This window comes from Pseudomonas spirodelae (genome assembly GCF_034653255.1).
In the GTDB taxonomy this organism is placed as follows: Bacteria; Pseudomonadota; Gammaproteobacteria; order Pseudomonadales; family Pseudomonadaceae; genus Aquipseudomonas; species Aquipseudomonas spirodelae.
Genome location: NZ_JAYEET010000045.1, coordinates 139,474 through 156,910, shown reverse-complemented (window position 1 = coordinate 156,910; position 17,437 = coordinate 139,474). Strand labels below are relative to the sequence as shown.

Genomic DNA, 17,437 nt, shown 5'->3' with positions numbered 1-17,437 from the left:
ACACACCAGCGTGGTGATCACCACCAACCTGAGCTTCGCCGAATGGTCGAGCGTGTTCGGCGACGCCAAGATGACCACCGCCCTGCTGGATCGGCTGACCCACCACTGCCACATCGTCGAAACCGGTAACGAGTCCTATCGCCTGCAACACAGCAGCTTGGCGGCCCAGGCCAAGATCAAATCACGGGAGCGAAAACGTAAGGGCGGCCAAGAACCGGAGGACGATGAGCCGTTCTGATTTCATGGCGACGACGGCCTGCTACATGGCTGCGTGTGGCAGGTCTTAAACAACTGAACTGGGCTAGCGAAGGAGTGGGGGCAACAGCAGCTGCGCTGGTAGACTTATCCACAGTTGCTGGTAACAAAATCAGCAATCCGCCCTGGGTCAAATTTCAATCGGCAGGGTGGGTCAATTTTCCATCAGCGCCAACAGGATAAGGTCCAAAAGCGTTGGAATGTCATCGAATAGCAAGCATGGATTGCCGCTTACCGAGTCGAGACGGATGTGGATGTCTGATCCGGACAAAAGGCTCAGTACAACTGGTAGTTCGATGTCGAATCGACTTATCAAGCGCTCAAGGGTTAAAAGCAAAACGCGGTTTTTGACATCGAGAAGTGCGGATCGATCTGGATCGAGAGGGATGATTGTGGAGATGTGCACGACGTTCATATCTGTATACCTGTAATTCAGATATCTGTAATTTAGATATACATTCTGGCTTTGTCAACAGCTGGAATGCGTCTCTGTGGAAAAGTCGATTTATCGAGATGAGAACTTAGTGCTGCTTCGTATGATCAAGCAGTGTCGTACTGAGTCAGGCCTGACGCAGGCGCAGTTCGCCGAAGCGCTGGGCCGTCCACAATCCTTTACCAGCGACATTGAGCGTGGCCTTCGCAGGCTCGATCTAGTGCAGCTGCGCGATATTTGCCATGTGCTTGGGCTTAACCTTGTCGAGTTTGTGCAGCGTTACGAATCTGAGCTGTCTTCAAAGAAGGCGGGCGAGTGATCCGTCCCTCCTTCTTCTAATTCAAGTCAGGCCGCTTCTTGCTGCACGCGCTCCCAGGCTGCGGAATACAGCCCGGCTGCATCACCGCACAGTAATCTGACCGCCTGGATGCACCCGCTCAGGGGTTCGTCGGAAAGCTCATTCAAATGGGGTGTGCCGCCGAGTGCGCAGAGTAAGCCGAGAGCTGCATGCTGGCGTTGCATCGCCTCGTCATACAGCTCGGTTGCCCTGGCGTCGCTGCGAAAGCCGAACAGGCAGTTGTGCTCGCTGGAGTGTAGTGGGGTAAAGCCTGGGGATGAGTTGCTCGGCTGCATAGGGTGACCTCTAGAGTTTTAGAGACCGCCTGCATCACTTCCACATGATGGGTGGCGGCTGTATGCGGGTGTGGAAGACCGAGACTCTAGGAACTCGGCGCGCCGAAGCGCCCCGCATACAGCCACCATAACAAGTTGCTTCATGGTGCTAGTGATCCTTGAGTCAGGTCTGATGGCCCGCCCAGTCACACTATTCAGCTCTCAGGGGCTGTGCAAGTCCCCACTTTACGTCATCTGGGTGAAAAAGGCCGCCGTCATGAATGGCTTTCAAGATGACGAAAATCGCTTGTGGCAATTTTTGGAGGGAAAGAAAGCTCGCCGATATTTGGGCGGGCCTGTGTCTGTTTTCCGACGAGCGGTATGTGGCTGCCCCGGTATTTTTCTAACGAAGAGTTCATGAGGTGGCAAATCCCTACCCCAATCCTACCCCAGGCCGAATTTCAGGCACAAAAAAGGGCTACGTTTTCACGTAACCCTTTGTTTTGTATGGTGCCGGCACCAGGAGTCGAACCCGGGACCTACTGATTACAAGTCAGTTGCTCTACCAGCTGAGCTATACCGGCATTTGTGGGGCGCATTATATCGATTCATTTGCGCGTGTAAAGCGGCCCGAGCAAGGTTTTATGCGGGGGCAGTTATCAGCAGCGAAATGCTTATGCACATGTGAGGTGTTTTCGGCACGTTCGTACGCAGTCTTTGTGAGCTACCTCTCGGTATTTGATAAGTGCATGTTTTTACGAGAAATATTTTCAGGTTAAAAAATGTACAGTTCAGCTCTGGCGGTCCGTGGTGGGCGTTTGCGTGGTTTGCTCAGAATCTGTCAACAGAGTTATCCACAGATGTTGTGTGCAACTTGGGCTGGCGTTCTGCGAGCAGTAGCAGGTTGCGCGGGCTCTGTTGGGAGGCGCAGAAGGTGCCAATGCGCATGCTGTAACCCTGCTCTTGCAGGAAGAGGGCGCGGTCGAGTAGCAGCCAGACTTCCAGTGGGCGGCGGAAAAGGCCGCGCAGCAGCTCCAGGTTGCGCACTTCTGCCAAACGTTGCCAACCCCTGTGTTCAAGCTGTTGCCAATCCTCTGTGGTTGGTGCGGGCAGTTGCTTGAGTGCGGCAAGGTCTTGGCAGTAGTCGGCAAAGGGCTTGTCCAGCCAGGCGGGTGGCAGGGAGGGGGTCGGTAGGTAAGCGTCAATGCCGCGTAACTGGCGCTGCAGCAGGTCGAAGGCCAGGCGCCAGGCCATGGATTGATCGCGCTGGCGGCGTACCCGTGCGCCGGCGGTTACGGTTTCGTTGAGCGGCAGACCTAGATCGTCGATGGACAGTTGCAGTGCTGAGGCTTGGGCGCTTGTCGACAGTGGTTGATAGAGCGCCGTGCGGATGCGGTTGTAGCAGCAGGGCGCCACGGCCAGTTGCTGGCAGCCGACTTGGCTGGCCAGTTGCAGCAGGCGCGTGTGCAGGTCGCCACAGGCATGCAGTGCTACGGGGGTGTGGTGAGCGCGTAGCTGCGCTGCCGCAGTATCAGCCAGTACATCTTGCTGAATATGCGCGGCGTCGATGCCGAGTTTTTTGCTGAGTTGTTGCCCGCTCTTGATCAGTTCCGGGTTGTATTCCAGGCAGGTCAGCGCTGCGCCGTTATGCGCCAGTCGCCGGCCGAGGTGGCCCTTGCCTGCGCACCAGTCCAGCCAGTGTTGTGGCTTATCGGTGAAGTTCAGGCGGTGGGCAAAGGCGTCGATTTGCTGCCACTTCCGGCCTGGTACGCCCGCGCTGAAGCGTGCGGGCAAAGCGGGTGTTGGTAGCGGCGCTAATTCGCCCACTTGGCTCAGCTGGTGAGCCTGTGCCGCTAGTTGCGCAAATGGTGCGGGCGCTTGTAGCAGGTGTGGTTGGTTGTGCGCCGCTTCTGCGTGCTCGAGGCTCTGTGCTTTTAGCCAGTCTGCCAGCTGCGGGTGCTCGGCTTCCCAGGGGATTGCCGGATAGTGCACAAAGGGTCGGGGGCGCCACAGTGCTTGATGTTCGCTGAGGAAGTGATCGAGTGCGTTAAACCGCTGCAGGAGGTCAGCGTTTTCGAGGGGCAGGGCGGGCGTGGTCGTTGGCATATGACGTGGCGTGTTGCCTGAGGGCGCTGGTCCCCAGGCAATCAGCGGCCCTGGCAGGCGTCGACGCGCAGCCAGCGCTCCAGCAGCTTAAAGCCCCGGACCAGGATGAAGGCGATCAACAGGTAGAACATCCCGGCGGCGAAGAAGATCTCCACCGGCAGGTAGGTGCGGGCGATGATGGTGCGCGCCATGCCGGTCAGTTCCAGCAGGGTTACGGTGCTGGCCAGGGCGCTGGCTTTGAGCATCAGGATCACTTCGTTGCTGTAAGCCGGCAGACCGATACGCGCCGCCCGTGGCAGGACGATATAGAACATGGTTTTGGCCCGCGACATGCCCAAAGCGCGGGCGGCTTCGATCTCACCTGGCGGCACGGCTTGAATCGCGCCGCGCAGAATCTCGGCGATATAGGCCGCTGTGTGCATGGTCATGGTCAGTACAGCGCACCAGTATGGGGAGCGCAGATAGGGCCAGAGCGGGCCTTCGCGCACCGCATCGAACTGTGCCAGGCCGTAATACACCAGAAACAGCTGCACCAGCAGTGGCGTGCCACGGAAGAAGAAGATGTAGCCGTAAGGCAGGGCGCGCACATACCAGTGCCGTGAAGCGCGTGCGATGCCCATTGGCAGTGCCAGGATCAGCCCGGCGAGAACCGCAATGGCCACCAGCTCTAGGGTCAGTAGGGCGCCTTCAGAGAGGCGCGGCAGCCATTTGATGATCACGTCCCAGTTAAGGGCGGTTAGTCCGCCCCAGAGTGCGTAGGTAATCAGCGCTACGGCAATCGACCAGGCGGCGATTTCAGAGGTCTTTTTCATGACGCGCTCCTGACAAAGCCACGGCTGGAGCGTTTTTCCAGGAAGTGCATGCCAATCATCGCCAGCACCGTCAGGCCTAGGTAGATAAAGGCCGCCACCATATAAAAGGTGAAGGGTTCCTTGCTGGCGGTTACGGCGATTTGTGAGCGGCGCATGATTTCTTCCAGGCCGATCACTGACACCAGTGCGGTGTCCTTCATCAAAATCATAAACAGGTTGCCGAGACCGGGTAGGGCGATGCGCCACATCTGCGGCAGGATCAGCCGCCAGAAAATCCGCGGCTTGGACATGCCCAGCGCTTGGCCGGCTTCGCGGTGGCCTTTGGGGATGGCCAGGATTGCGCCACGAAACACCTCGGTGGCGTAAGCGCCGAAGCAAATGCCGAGGGCAATAGTGCCGGCAGCAAAGGCGTTCAGCTCAAGGCTTTCGATGCCGAGCAGGTCCGCCAGATTGCGCATCAGCTGCACGGTGCCGAAATAGATCAGCAGTACCCAAAGCAGCTCGGGAATGCCGCGCACAATGGTCGAGTAAGTGCCGCCAAGCCATTGCAGCGGCTTGTACGGGGAAGTCTTGGCCAGGGCGCCGAGCAAACCGAGCACCAGACCTAGGCAAAGCGCGCTGAGCGCCAGCTTGATAGTCATCAGGGTGCCGGCAGCCAGGGCTGGACCGAATCCGTAAAGATCGAAATTCATAGGAGGCTCAGAAGCCTGCGCCGCCCGGGCGGGCGACGCAGTGCCGGCAGCTTAGTAGATGCTGAACGGGAAGTACTTGTCGTTGATTTTCTTGTAGGTGCCGTCAGCCACGATCTCGGCAAGGGCGGCATTCAACTTCATGCGCAGAGCATCGCCCTTGCGCACGGCGATGCCGATCTTGTCGTTGTCGAATACCGGCTCGCCCTTGAACTCGAAGTTTTTACCGGCATCGCTCTTCAGCCATTCCCAGTTGACGAAGGTGTCAGCCAGGACGCCGTCGAGACGGCCCGAAGACAGGTCGAGGTAGGCGTTTTCCTGGGTGTCGTACAGCTTGATATCGACCACGCCATCGAGGTTGTCTTCCAGCCAGGTGCCGGCGATGGTGGCGCGCTGTGCGCCGATCACTTTGTTTTTCAGGCTGGCTTTGTCGGTTTTAAAGTCGCCGCCTTTAGGGGCGATGAACTGCAGCTTGTTGGTGTAGTACGGGTCGGTGAAGTCAACGGCTACTTTGCGCTCGTCAGTGATCGACATGGAGGCGATCAGGAAGTCGAACTTCTTCGCGTTCAGGGCTGGAATGATGCCGTCCCAGTCGGAGGTGACCACTTCGCACTCAGTCTTCATCTTGGCGCACAGGGCTTGGCCGATTTCTACGTCAAAGCCGCCGACCTGGCCGCTGGCGTCAATCAGGTTGAACGGTGGGTAGGCGCCTTCGGTGCCGAGTTTCAGTTTGTCAGCAGCGACGGCGCTGGTGCCGAAAGCCAGGGTGGCGGCAGCGGCCAGCAGGATTTTCTTGTAGTTCTGCATGCGTAGTTGCTCCGTGTGTTTAGTGATTGCTGGACATGAATTGTTTGCAGCGCGCCGAGTTCGGGTTGTCGAACACTTGCTCCGGGGAGCCCTGTTCTTCAACCATGCCCTGATGCAGAAACACCACTTCGCTGGATACTTGGCGGGCAAAGCCCATCTCGTGAGTTACCAGCAGCATGGTGCGGCCTTCCTCGGCGAGTGCGCGGATCACATTAAGCACTTCTTGTACCATTTCCGGGTCAAGAGCCGAAGTGGGCTCATCGAACAGGATGACTTTCGGCTGCATGGCCAGGGTGCGGGCAATCGCCGCCCGCTGTTGCTGGCCGCCAGACAGTTGATTCGGGTAAACGTGGCGCTTGTCGGCAATCCCGACCTTGGCCAGCAGCGCTTCGGCCACTTCAATGGCCTCAGCTTTGCTCTGCCCCAATACGCGGCGTGGTGCCTCGATGATGTTATCGAGCACGCTCATGTGCGGCCACAGATTGAAATTCTGGAATACAAAGCCGATTTCGCTGCGCAGGCGATTGATCTGCTTGTTATCGGAGGCAATAAGGTCGCCGTTCTTCGCCGCTTTAAGCTTGAGCTCTTCGCCGGCAAGAATGATCTGCCCCTTGTGCGGGTTTTCCAGCAGGTTGATGCAGCGCAGAAAGGTCGACTTACCGGAGCCTGAGGAGCCGAGGATGGAAATCACATCGCCGTCGCGGGCAGTGAGAGAAATGCCCTTGAGCACCTCAAGGTCGCCGTAGCGTTTATGCAGATCGCGAATTTCCAGCGCAGGCGTGGCCTCGGCCATGGGGTGTCCTCTTGTTATTCGGGGCGCTCAGGCCTTTCGTAGCGTTCCTGGCGAGGCGCCAAGCTAGCATAGCGTTTCGCTGACCGCCAAGCCGTTTACCTGCCGTGGGGCGCTTAGCTGGTCAGCCTGTCGCCTTGCTGCAGTTGACTGTCGCTCGCACACAATTGTGGCGCTGAGCAGGTCGTGAAAAATCGCAGGCAATAAAAAACCCCAAGGAATTTAACTTCGCTTGGGGTTTCTCGGTATTTTGGTGCCCGGGGACGGAATCGAACCGCCGACACGGGGATTTTCAATCCCCTGCTCTACCGACTGAGCTACCCGGGCAACGGGGCGTATTAGACGGATTTGAAGGGTGTGTGTCAAGCGTGAGTTTAAAAAATATTTAATTAATACGGGCGGTTAGGTTCGGATGGTGGGAAATGATGGGTGGCGCGGGGTGGTTTGGATGCAGTCCGGGAGGATGTTTGTAGGCGGGGGTGTGCGGTTTGCTGGGAGGGTGAAGCGGCATCGACCCTACGGTTGCAGGGTGTGGGTCGTGGGCGGGGCTTTTAGTCGCGCATATTGCGGATGAGGTCGCATGCTAACGTGCCGCCCACGGTATACCGGGTTATGCGCTCGGCGGCACGTAGCCTTCGGCCTTGGCGTACTCCTCGCCGGAGAGGAATTTATCCATCTCGGTTTGGAGGAACTTGCGGTCTTCAGCGTTCATCATGTTCAGGCGACGCTCGTTGATCAGCAGCGTCTGGTGTTTTTGCCACTCTTCCCAGGCTTGCTTGGAGACGTTGTTGAAGATGTCTTCACCTTTGGCGCCGGGGTATGGCGGGCGCTCCAGTCCGGGGAGTTCTTGCTTGTGTTTGCGGCACTGTACGGTGCGGGTCATGGCGTTTCTCCAGTATTGGCTGCGAGGGCATCGGCCGCGCGTTTCAGCAGTTTCTTTACTGGGGCGGCAAGGCCCAGGCGCGGCGGGGTGGCGAGGTTATACCAGAGCCAATCGGCCTCGGCCACGGCGGTCGGCGCGGCGTCGACTTGGATCAGCCAGGGTTCGATAGCCAGCTGGAAGTGGCTGAAGGTGTGGGTCAGTTCGGCTTGCATCTGGCGCGTGCCCAGCTGCAAGCCGTGACGGCTTGCCAGGTCGTCCAGGCTTTGCAGGTTGTCGAGCTCTGGCAGGCTCCATAGGCCGCCCCAAAGGCCGCTGGAAGGGCGGCGGTAGAGCAATACCTCGCCTTGGTGGTTGGCGAGGATCGGCATCAGCGTGCGCCTCTGCGGCAGCGTTTTGCGCGGCTTAGGAATGGGATAACGAATCTCCAGGCCGAGTAGGTGCGCCTGGCAGCCGCTTTTTAGCGGGCAGAGCAGGCAGCTGGGTTTGCTGCGCGTGCAGAGGGTGGCGCCCAGATCCATCATTGCCTGGGTGTAGTGGTTCACCCGCGCCTGCGGGGTAAAACGCTCGGCCACATCCCATAGTTGTTTGGCTACTTTGGGCTCGCCTGGATAGCCTTCTTGAGCCACGTAGCGCGCCAGTACGCGCTTGACGTTGCCGTCGAGGATCGGCGCGCGCAGGCCCATGCTGAGGCTGGCGATGGCGCCGGCGGTGGAGCGGCCGATGCCAGGAAGTTCGGTGAGCTGGTCGACATCGCGGGGGAATTCACCGGCATGTTCGCGCATAACAATTTGTGCGGTCTTTTGCAGGTTGCGCGCGCGGGTGTAGTAACCGAGGCCGGTCCACAGGTGCAGCACTTCGTCTTCCGGCGCTGTAGCTAGGTCGTTCACCGTCGGTAATGCGGCCATAAAGCGGTCGAAGTAGCCGAGTACGGTGCTGACTTGGGTCTGCTGCAGCATGATCTCTGATACCCACACGCGATACGGTGTGATGCCCTGTTGCCAGGGCAGGTCCTTGCGTCCGTGGCTGTCATACCAGTCGAGTACAGCGGTAGAAAATTGTGCAGGGCTCATCGGTTGAACAGGCCCTTGAGTGCGTCTTTCAGCTCGGGGCTGACCTTGTCACCGAGCTTTTCTTCGATCTTCTCGTTGAGCTTGTTGCCGGCCAGTTTGGCGGCGACTTTACCCAGGCCGTCCTGATCCAGGCGGCAGGCCTTGCCGCCCATTTCCAGCGGACCGCGGCAGCGCACGGGCCATTCGATACCGACATAGCGTTCGTTGACCTGGCAGGCCGGATCGGGCATCTCGCGCTGATCACCGGTAATGGTGATGCCAACGCGATAATCGAGGCCGAGGATGCGCAGGTCCACATCACCATTACCGCTTACCGCCAAGCCTGGAATGCGCGCCTTGAGGTCTGGGTTGTGGGCCACGCCGTTGCGCACGGTCAGGCTGCCTTGCAGGGTTTCGAAGGGCGTGTCTTTGCCGCGCGGGTCACTGCTTAGGGCCTTACGGTTGAGGGTGGCGATGCCGCGGCACAGTTGCTGCTCCAGGTTGGCGTCGACCAGCACACCGTCATTGAGCAGGAAGCTGGCGTCGCCGTTGAGTCCGTCTACCCAGGCGCGCTGGCTGTTGCCGCTGGTGCTGAGGGTGGCGTTGAGGTCGAGCAGGCCTTTGACCGGGGAAGGCTGGTCGGGCTTTTTCAGGAAGGGTTCGATCTGAATGCCGCGCAGGTTCTTTTGCACACTGAGCAGTGGTGTGGCAGGTCTTGCGTCGATGCTGGCTTTGGCGTCGAAACTACCGTTACCAATGCTGCCGCGGGCGTTTTCAAGGGTCAGCAAGCCCGCTTTGGCCTGCGCTTTGGCGCTGAGGTTGCTGATGGCTTGTTGCTGCACGGTTAACTGGTCTAGGTCGAGATCGAGCTGTGCATCGAGCTTGCGCAAGGTGGCGATCGGCAGGATCTCGCTGCTGCTCCAGGCATGCTGCGTCGGCGCGTCGGGCAGTGGTGTGCTGCCGCTTTCGCCGGCACTGGCGACACTGGCTTTAACTTCGGCCTGGCGCGCAGCGCCGGCGTCTTTGGCGTCTTTGGCCGGGGCTGGCAGGTAGCGGTCGAGGTTCAGTTGGTCGCCCTTGAGTTGCACGCGCAGGGCTTGCTTGGCGAAGTCTGCAATCGCCAGCTGGCCACTGAAATGGCTGTCGTCGAGGGTTAGCTTGAGGTCTTCGAAAGTCAGGCTGTTGGCGGTGCCGCTGAGACGAGTAACCAGTTCGAATTGGCTGAGGGTTTTCTCATCATTCATTGGCGGTAGTTTCTGGCCGATGGTGGTGAGGAATTCGCGCAGGTTGAGCGGGGCGATGGACAACCCGCCGCTGAGTTTTGGCTGGGTGTCGAGGTCGCGCACTTTTAGCTCGCCGAGGGCGCGCAGCTGATTGGCGGACAGTTTCAGGCCGTTCCATTCGGCGACCTGGGCGGCCAGGTCAACCAGCAGTTGGCCTTGGGCGGAGTAGGTCAGCGTTTGACCGTCAAAGGGTTCGCCGGAGACTTCGCCGGAGAACTTGGCATCTTCCAGCTGGTAGCGCTTGAGCGCCCGGTCGAAACGCAGTTCGCCCTGCAGTTCACTGCGGGCGCGCAATACCGGCTTGTTGAGGCCAAAGAAGGCGCTGAGCTTGACGGGTATGCCGGCGCCCTCACGGATGGCCCCGGTGGTCAGCTGGATGCTTTCGGCGCTGAATTGTTGGCCCTTCTGTGCGTCGCGGTAGTCGATGCGGGCGCTGTTGACGATCAGGCTGTCGATATCCAGTTTTAGTGGCTGGCTGTTGTTTTCTGGCTCAGATGTTGTGCTTGCAGTTGGTGCGCTGTCGCCCGTCGCGGCGTCAGGTGTGGTCGCGGCGGTTTTCGGTTTGCCGACATCTTCCCAGTTGCTGTGGCCTTTCTCGTCGCGCTGCAGGTTGAGGTTGAGGCCGTCGATGCGGATATCGCTCATCTGCACTTCTTTGCGCAGCAGCGGCAGCACGCGCACCGACAGGCCAAGCAGGCGCAGGTCGGCAAAAGGTTGCTCTGGGGTGCTGAGGCTGGCGAGGCTGGCGTCGGTCAGCTCCAGGCCGAGCCAGGGGAACAGGCTCCAGCCGATATCGCCCTTGAGGGTCAGCTCTAGATTGGCCTTGTCGCGGGCCAGTTGGCGGATTTCGTCTTTGTAATCGTTGGGATCGAACAAGTGGGTGAGGGCAAAGCCCAGCGCCACGATGATCAGCAAGAGCCCTAGAAAAAACAGGCCGATAATTTTGCCGAGCGCTTTCATGTGCGAATCCTTGTTTCGAAGCTGAAGAGTGAAGAGCAGCAATTTAAGCCGGTCAGTATAGCGGCAGTGTTTTTGTCCGGGCCGCCGACACTTGCGTTTGCCTGGCGTTTTTTGCAAGCGGCTTTTACCGCTGCGCCAAGGCGTTGAGCGTGAGCAAGCAGGCTGTGGTGCATTGCTGGGCGTTCTGCTGTGGCACTTGGATAGGCAGGTTGGCGGCCGGTTCCCTGCGGCGTGCTTACTGTTAGCGGGTCGCCGTTGCCTGGTAGTTGCTATACGACTAATGAATAATGCGCCATGTGTCCGAGGCGTATCGCTGCAATGCTAGTCTCGCCGCTGCGCGAGCTATTCTGCCCGCGTTAAAGCCCAGTGCCTTGCCTGCACATTATAAGAAGAGAACATTGCTATGGCTGACGCTCTCGTCCTAGACGGCGCTTCGGCTGCGCCTGCCTTTCTGTCTAAGGAACGCATCATCGCGACGCCGGGTTTCAACCGCTGGCTGGTGCCGCCAGCCGCTCTGGCCATCCATTTGTGTATTGGTATGGCTTATGGTTTTTCGGTCTTCTGGTTGCCGCTGTCAAAGGCCGTCGGTATCGATGCACCGCTGGCTTGCGCGGCGGATATCGGCTTCTTTGAGCAGATTTTTGCCAGCAACTGCGATTGGCAGATTTCCATGCTGGGCTGGATCTACACGCTGTTCTTCGTTTTTCTCGGCTGCTCGGCTGCCGTTTGGGGTGGTTGGTTGGAGCATGCCGGCCCGCGTAAGGCTGGTTTGGTATCGGCTATGTGCTGGTGCGGTGGCCTGCTGATTTCCGCGCTGGGTATCTACCATCACCAAATCTGGTTGCTGTGGTTGGGGTCTGGGGTGATCGGTGGTATTGGCCTGGGTCTGGGCTATATCTCGCCGGTGTCGACGTTGATCAAGTGGTTCCCGGACAAGCGCGGCATGGCCACCGGTATGGCGATCATGGGTTTCGGCGGCGGGGCGATGGTGGGGGCACCGTTGGCGGCTGAGCTTATGAGCCACTTTGCCAGCGACACGGGCGTTGGCGTATGGCAGAGCTTCGTGGTCATGGCGATCATCTACTTCGTCTTTATGGTCGGCGGCGCGCTGGCCTACCGTGTGCCGCCTACAGGTTGGAAACCGGCCGGCTGGACAGCGCCTGCGGCTAAGGCGGGTAACAGCATGATCACCAATCGCCACGTGCACGTCAGCGTTGCCTGGAAAACCCCGCAGTTCCGTCTGGTCTGGGCGGTGCTGTGCCTTAACGTATCGGCGGGCATCGGCATTATCGGCATGGCGTCACCGCTGTTGCAGGAAGTGTTTGCCGGGCAGTTGCTGGGTAATGAGCTGTCGTTTAACGAGTTGAGCGCCGTGCAGTTGGGGCAGATTGCGGCCATTGCAGCCGGTTTCACCGGCCTGCTCAGCCTGTTCAACATCGGTGGCCGCTTCTTCTGGGCCTCTTGCTCGGACTTTATCGGCCGTAAAGCCACCTACTTCGTGTTCTTCGGCTTGGGCTTTGCGCTCTATGCCGCCGTTCCGCTGCTGGGGCAGTTGGGCAGCTTGGCGCTGTTCGTATTGGCGTTCGGCATCATCCTGTCGATGTATGGCGGTGGCTTTGCCACGGTGCCGGCCTACCTGGCCGACTTGTTCGGCACCCAGATGGTCGGCGCTATTCACGGTCGCTTGCTCACCGCGTGGGCGGCTGCTGGGGTGCTGGGGCCGGTGCTGGTCAACTACCTGCGTGAGTATCAGTTGAGCATTGGCGTCGAGCGCGCAGCGGCCTATGACATCACCCTGTACATCCTTGCCGGCCTGCTGGTGCTGGGCTTTATTTGCAACCTGTTGGTGCGCCCGGTGGCGGACAAGTACTTCATGAGTGAAGCCGAACTGGCTGCCGAGCGTGCGCTGAGCCATGACGCCAAGCGCGGTGAAGTGGCTGTGCTGGAATGGTCGGCCGATCCGGCGTCCAAGCCGCTGGCCATTGCCGCCTGGCTGGTCGTCGGGCTGCCGCTGGCGTGGGGCATCTGGATCACCCTGCAAAAGACCGCGACGCTGTTCCAGTAAGTCGCGCGTAGTACCGCAAAATCCCGCTGGCGGCTGTGTTCGTCAGCGGGTTTTTTGCTATCTGCGGGCCTTGCTTCAAGGTTGTGTGCTTATCGGCCTATAATGGCCGCCCTTTGGCACAACGACTTTGTGGAGCTGGTGATGATCGAGCGTACGGCATCTGTCGAGCGCAATACCCTGGAGACCCAAATCAAGGTCTCGATCAACCTGGATGGTACGGGCAAAGCCAAGTTTGATATTGGCGTGCCGTTCCTTGAACACATGCTTGATCAGATTGCCCGGCATGGTCTGATCGACCTGGATATCCAGTGCAAGGGCGACCTGCATATCGACGACCACCACACCGTGGAAGACGTCGGTATCACCCTCGGCCAGGCGTTCACCAAGGCCATCGGCGACAAAAAAGGCATGACCCGCTACGGCCATTCCTACGTGCCGCTGGATGAAGCGCTGTCACGCGTGGTGATCGACTTCTCCGGCCGTCCGGGCCTGCAGATGCACGTACCGTTCACCCGTGCAGTGGTGGGCGGCTTCGACGTGGACCTGTTCCAGGAGTTCTTCCAGGGTTTCGTTAACCACGCGCTGGTTAGCGTGCACATCGATAACCTGCGTGGCACCAACACCCACCACCAGATCGAGACGGTGTTCAAAGCCTTCGGTCGCGCGCTGCGCATGGCGGTTGAGCTGGACCCACGCATGGCCGGGCAAATGCCGTCGACCAAGGGCGTGCTCTGATGCAAACGGTTGCCGTCATCGACTACGGCATGGGCAACTTGCACTCGGTGGCCAAGGCACTTGAGCACGTCGGGGCCGGCAAGGTGCTGGTCACCAGCGATGCCGCAGTGATTCGTGAAGCGGATCGCGTGGTGTTTCCCGGTGTAGGCGCCATCCGCGATTGCATGGCCGAGATCAAGCGGCTGGGTTTCGACAGCCTGGTGCGCGAAGTCAGTGTCGACCGGCCGTTTCTCGGCATTTGCGTAGGCATGCAAGCCTTGCTGGAGCACAGCGAGGAGAACGCCGGGGTTGATTGCATCGGCCTGTTTCCCGGCAAGGTGCGTTTCTTCGGCAAGGGCATGGTTGAAGATGGCGAGCCGCTGAAAGTGCCGCACATGGGCTGGAATGAAGTGGCGCAGGCGGTCAAACACCCGCTGTGGCACAACATCCCGGACCTGGCGCGTTTCTACTTCGTGCACAGTTACTACATCGAAGCCGGCAACCCCAAGCAGGTGGTCGGACGTGGGCATTACGGCAAGGATTTCGCCGCGGCGCTGGCCGACGGCTCGCGTTTTGCCGTGCAGTTTCACCCGGAAAAGAGCCACACCCACGGCCTGCAGCTGCTGCAGAACTTCGCCGCCTGGGATGGTCGCTGGTAAATGGCCAGGACCAAGCTTAAGCCGCCAATCATGACCTTGAGCACCGAGCAGGAGCGTGACGCCTGCCAGGTTCTCAAGCGCTTTATGGCTGAGCGTTTTGAGCTGGAGCTGGGCAGTTTCGAGGTGGCTGAAATACTCGAACTGTTTAGCCGAGAAATTGCGCCGCATTATTACAATCGGGCGATTTTCGATGTGCAGACTCACCTGAAAGAACGGTTCGAGAGCATCGAAAGCGACCTCTGGGCACTCGAAAAGAGCTGACCCATCGAATTCACACGACTTGAGCAGGTTCAACCGATGCTGATTATCCCCGCGATCGATTTGAAGGACGGCGCCTGCGTGCGCCTGCGCCAGGGCCGCATGGAAGACTCCACGGTGTTTTCCGATGACCCGGTGAGCATGGCCGCCAAGTGGGTGGAGGGCGGTTGCCGTCGTCTGCACCTGGTCGACCTCAACGGTGCCTTTGAAGGTCAGCCGGTTAATGGTGAGGTGGTGACAGCCATCGCCAAGCGTTACCCGACCCTGCCGATCCAGATTGGCGGCGGTATCCGTACCCTCGACACCATCGAGCACTACGTGCGTGCGGGGGTCAGTTACGTGATCATCGGCACCAAGGCGGTGAAAGATCCACAGTTCGTCACCGATGCCTGCAAAGCCTTCCCGGGCAAGGTGATTGTCGGTCTCGACGCCAAAGACGGCTTTGTCGCCACCGACGGCTGGGCTGAGGTGTCCGCCGTGCAGGCCACTGATTTGGCTAAGCGGTTTGAGGCCGACGGTGTGAGCGCCATCGTTTATACCGACATCGCCAAAGACGGCATGATGCAAGGTTGCAACGTCGAGGCCACTGCGGCCCTGGCGGCGGCTAGCCGCATTCCGGTGATCGCCTCGGGCGGCATCCACAACCTGAGTGATATCGAGAAACTGCTGCTGGCGCGTTCGCCTGGCATCATCGGCGCGATCACCGGTCGGGCGATTTATGAAGGCACCCTGGATGTGGCTGAGGCGCAGGCCTTCTGCGATTCCTTCAAGGGCTAAGCCGTAGGATGGGTTAGCCGCGCAGCGGCGTAACCCATCGCCAACCACTTTATCGATGGGTATCGCTGCGCTCAGCGGAACGCCGCCCGCCCCATCCAACGAGAGCATCGTTATGGCACTGGCTAAACGCATCATCCCCTGCCTCGACGTCGACAACGGTCGCGTGGTCAAAGGCGTGCAGTTCGAGAATATTCGCGATGCTGGCGACCCGGTGGAAATCGCCCGGCGCTATGACGAGCAAGGTGCCGACGAGATTACCTTTCTCGACATCACCGCCAGCGTCGACGGCCGCGACACCACCCTGCACACCGTCGAGCGCATGGCCAGCCAGGTGTTTATCCCGCTGACCGTCGGCGGCGGCGTGCGTACGGTACAGGATATTCGTAACCTGCTGAATGCCGGTGCCGATAAAGTCTCGATCAACACGGCAGCGGTGTTCACCCCGGAGTTTGTTGGCGAAGCCGCTTCGCGCTTTGGCTCGCAGTGCATCGTCGTGGCGATTGATGCCAAGCGGGTCTCTAAGCCGGGTGAAACCCCGCGCTGGGAAATCTTCACCCACGGCGGGCGCAAGCCGACCGGTTTGGATGCGGTGCTCTGGGCGAAGAAAATGGAAGACCTCGGCGCCGGTGAGATCCTGCTGACCAGCATGGATCAGGACGGCGTAAAGAGCGGCTACGACCTGGGTGTGACCCGCGCCATTAGCGAGATGGTTGGCATCCCGGTAATTGCCTCCGGCGGCGTCGGCAACCTGCAGCACCTGGCCGACGGCATTATCGAAGGCAAGGCGGCTGCGGTACTGGCCGCGAGCATTTTCCATTTTGGCGAATACACCGTACCGGAAGCCAAGGCCTATATGGCCAGCCGCGGCATCGTCGTACGTTAAGCCGTCGCTGGCAGGGCAGTAAGCGCTGCTACCTTGTGCGCAGGGTGCAGCGATTCATACTTTCAGCCGTGCGCGTATGACGATTGTTGTAGTTGCCCTGAATCAGAGCTGGATTAGACATGCAAGTTGATGCCGTTATCACGTGGGTTGATGGAGGTGACGCTAATTGGCGGGCCAAACGCGAATATCACTCGGGTGAACCGCAGCGCGACCTTCTGCCCTTTGCCAATGGCGAGGGACGCTATCGAGATAACGACGATTTGTTGTTTTTGCTTCGCTCGATGGAACAGTTCTGGGGCATAGACGGCAACATCTTTATTGTCACCGATCAGCAAGTGCCAAGCTTTATCGCGGAACACCCTCGGCTGCGCATCGTTGATCATTCGCAGATTCTGGATGCGCGCTACCTGCCGACATTCTCATCCCGGGCGATTGAGTCGGCGCTGCACCATATTCCCGACTTGGCTGAGCATTTCGTTTCATTCAACGACGATCAAATGCTGACCCGGCCTGTTAAGCCCACAGACTTTTTCAGCGCGGTCGGCGCTATGGTGTTTTTAACTCGAGAGCCCATCCCAACCGGTGATACCGATCTACAGCTGTCGGGCCATAACGATGCCAGTAACGCGCGGCACTGGATGCAAACAACCTATGGCGCATCGAGCATCGCGTTTATCCCTGAGCACGCGCCCAAAGGCATTCGTAAGAGCTGGATGATGGAGCTTGAAGCGGCGCACCCCGAAATCTTCGATGAGGTTCGTCAGGAAAAATTCAGGCGCCGCACTGGCCAGAGCATTCTGGCTAACCTGTACCTCGACTGGTGTGCAACCCATGGCCGAGCTGACATTGGCTGGGAGCAGTGCCGTTACCTGTTCACCGATGATGTTGAGCATGACCGGGTTGCGTCGCTGCTGGACTCGCTCGGGCGTCACCTGTGCATCTGCATCAACGACACAACGGACGACCGCTCAGACGTTGCAACAATGCGCGACAAGCTAGACCGGATCCGCTCAGAGCTGTTTCCTCGGCCAAGTGACTTTGAGTCTGCAGGTGGCCTTGCCTCGGTGCATGCCTAAGTCGCTAACCGCTTGCTGCGTTCGGCTCTAGACCGGTCGGCCGGCAGCTGTCGTCTGCTCCAGCGCATTAAGCCGCGTGGTTGGCAGACTTGCTGACCACTGCTGCGGGGTAGTCGACAGCTAAATGTCGACTGTCTCGCTAAAATCGGCCTGTTTGCGTGCGGTTCGCTGTAGTTATTTGCCCTGGCCACCGGCCTCTGGCGATGTGCGGCAGCAGTGCTCAAAATGAGCACTTAACGCGCGCGAGGCGCCATCCACGCAAAGCGAATATGTACCCGTGCCTGGGTTTACTGCAGGCGGGGTTAAGCCAACTTGGCCGAGTACGT

Annotated in this window: 18 protein-coding genes, 2 tRNA genes and 1 pseudogene; 9 read left to right on the top strand and 12 right to left on the bottom strand. The window is 59.3% G+C overall.

Annotated features, from left to right (window positions below):
- A pseudogene (gene istB, locus SOP97_RS15250) lies at window positions 1–238 on the top strand (IS21-like element ISPst3 family helper ATPase IstB); the annotation flags it as partial.
- A 171-nt stretch (window positions 239–409) separates the two neighbouring features.
- On the opposite strand, the gene SOP97_RS15245 reads toward istB, so the two are convergent.
- On the bottom strand, window positions 410–670 hold the full coding sequence (locus SOP97_RS15245; protein WP_322949967.1) for a hypothetical protein: 261 nt from the start codon (window positions 668–670) through the stop codon (window positions 410–412).
- Window positions 671–746: 76 nt separating this feature from the next.
- Between SOP97_RS15245 and SOP97_RS15240 the strand changes: the two genes are divergently transcribed.
- Window positions 747–1,007 (top strand): helix-turn-helix domain-containing protein, encoded by a 261-nt coding sequence (locus SOP97_RS15240; protein ID WP_003281024.1) that lies wholly within the window; start codon window positions 747–749, stop codon window positions 1,005–1,007.
- Window positions 1,008–1,033: 26 nt separating this feature from the next.
- On the opposite strand, the gene SOP97_RS15235 is transcribed toward SOP97_RS15240, so the two are convergent.
- From SOP97_RS15235 to SOP97_RS15185, 11 genes are all read right to left on the bottom strand, one after another.
- Complete coding sequence (locus tag SOP97_RS15235; protein ID WP_003281025.1) at window positions 1,034–1,321, bottom strand: hypothetical protein; 288 nt, start codon at window positions 1,319–1,321, stop codon at window positions 1,034–1,036.
- A gap of 487 nt (window positions 1,322–1,808) precedes the next feature.
- A tRNA-Thr gene (locus tag SOP97_RS15230) sits at window positions 1,809–1,884 on the bottom strand.
- A gap of 247 nt (window positions 1,885–2,131) precedes the next feature.
- Window positions 2,132–3,406, bottom strand: coding sequence for a methyltransferase (locus tag SOP97_RS15225; protein ID WP_322949963.1), 1,275 nt, complete (start codon window positions 3,404–3,406; stop codon window positions 2,132–2,134).
- Window positions 3,407–3,447: 41 nt separating this feature from the next.
- Window positions 3,448–4,218, bottom strand: a complete 771-nt coding sequence (locus tag SOP97_RS15220; protein WP_322949961.1) for an ABC transporter permease — start codon at window positions 4,216–4,218, stop codon at window positions 3,448–3,450.
- Window positions 4,215–4,910 carry an ABC transporter permease gene (locus SOP97_RS15215; protein ID WP_090254729.1) on the bottom strand — a complete coding sequence of 232 codons (696 nt, stop codon included), beginning with the start codon at window positions 4,908–4,910 and terminating at the stop codon, window positions 4,215–4,217. The genes SOP97_RS15220 and SOP97_RS15215 overlap by 4 nt, the downstream gene beginning before the upstream one ends.
- Before the next feature lie 51 nt (window positions 4,911–4,961).
- Window positions 4,962–5,714, bottom strand: coding sequence for an ABC transporter substrate-binding protein (locus SOP97_RS15210; RefSeq protein WP_322949959.1), 753 nt, complete (start codon window positions 5,712–5,714; stop codon window positions 4,962–4,964).
- A gap of 19 nt (window positions 5,715–5,733) precedes the next feature.
- Entirely contained in the window at window positions 5,734–6,507 is a 774-nt protein-coding gene (locus SOP97_RS15205) for an ABC transporter ATP-binding protein (RefSeq protein ID WP_322949957.1), read from the bottom strand.
- 248 nt (window positions 6,508–6,755) lie between these two features.
- Window positions 6,756–6,831 (bottom strand) — tRNA-Phe (locus tag SOP97_RS15200).
- A gap of 283 nt (window positions 6,832–7,114) precedes the next feature.
- Window positions 7,115–7,387: an oxidative damage protection protein gene (locus SOP97_RS15195; RefSeq protein WP_322949955.1), complete on the bottom strand. Its 273-nt coding sequence runs from the start codon at window positions 7,385–7,387 to the stop codon at window positions 7,115–7,117.
- Entirely contained in the window at window positions 7,384–8,457 is a 1,074-nt protein-coding gene (gene mutY / locus SOP97_RS15190; protein WP_322949953.1) for an A/G-specific adenine glycosylase, read from the bottom strand. The genes SOP97_RS15195 and mutY overlap by 4 nt, the downstream gene beginning before the upstream one ends.
- Complete coding sequence (locus SOP97_RS15185; protein ID WP_322949952.1) at window positions 8,454–10,679, bottom strand: AsmA family protein; 2,226 nt, start codon at window positions 10,677–10,679, stop codon at window positions 8,454–8,456. The genes mutY and SOP97_RS15185 overlap by 4 nt, the downstream gene beginning before the upstream one ends.
- A 403-nt stretch (window positions 10,680–11,082) precedes the next feature.
- Between SOP97_RS15185 and SOP97_RS15180 the strand changes: the two genes are divergently transcribed.
- From SOP97_RS15180 to SOP97_RS15150, 7 genes are all read left to right on the top strand, one after another.
- Window positions 11,083–12,744, top strand: coding sequence for an OFA family MFS transporter (locus SOP97_RS15180; protein ID WP_322949950.1), 1,662 nt, complete (start codon window positions 11,083–11,085; stop codon window positions 12,742–12,744).
- Between the two features lie 141 nt (window positions 12,745–12,885).
- Window positions 12,886–13,479, top strand: coding sequence for an imidazoleglycerol-phosphate dehydratase HisB (gene hisB / locus SOP97_RS15175; RefSeq protein ID WP_274087643.1), 594 nt, complete (start codon window positions 12,886–12,888; stop codon window positions 13,477–13,479).
- Window positions 13,479–14,117, top strand: coding sequence for an imidazole glycerol phosphate synthase subunit HisH (gene hisH / locus SOP97_RS15170; RefSeq protein WP_322949947.1), 639 nt, complete (start codon window positions 13,479–13,481; stop codon window positions 14,115–14,117). The genes hisB and hisH overlap by 1 nt, the downstream gene beginning before the upstream one ends.
- A complete protein-coding gene (locus SOP97_RS15165; RefSeq protein WP_322949945.1) occupies window positions 14,118–14,378 on the top strand; it encodes a DUF2164 domain-containing protein in 261 nt (86 codons plus the stop codon). It abuts the gene before it with no gap.
- 36 nt (window positions 14,379–14,414) lie between these two features.
- Window positions 14,415–15,152, top strand: a complete 738-nt coding sequence (gene hisA / locus SOP97_RS15160; RefSeq protein WP_322949943.1) for a 1-(5-phosphoribosyl)-5-[(5-phosphoribosylamino)methylideneamino]imidazole-4-carboxamide isomerase — start codon at window positions 14,415–14,417, stop codon at window positions 15,150–15,152.
- Between the two features lie 112 nt (window positions 15,153–15,264).
- A complete protein-coding gene (gene hisF, locus SOP97_RS15155) occupies window positions 15,265–16,035 on the top strand; it encodes an imidazole glycerol phosphate synthase subunit HisF (RefSeq protein ID WP_322949941.1) in 771 nt (256 codons plus the stop codon).
- A 119-nt stretch (window positions 16,036–16,154) separates the two neighbouring features.
- On the top strand, window positions 16,155–17,111 hold the full coding sequence (locus SOP97_RS15150; protein ID WP_322949939.1) for a stealth family protein: 957 nt from the start codon (window positions 16,155–16,157) through the stop codon (window positions 17,109–17,111).
- The last annotated feature ends 326 nt before the right edge of the window (window positions 17,112–17,437 follow it).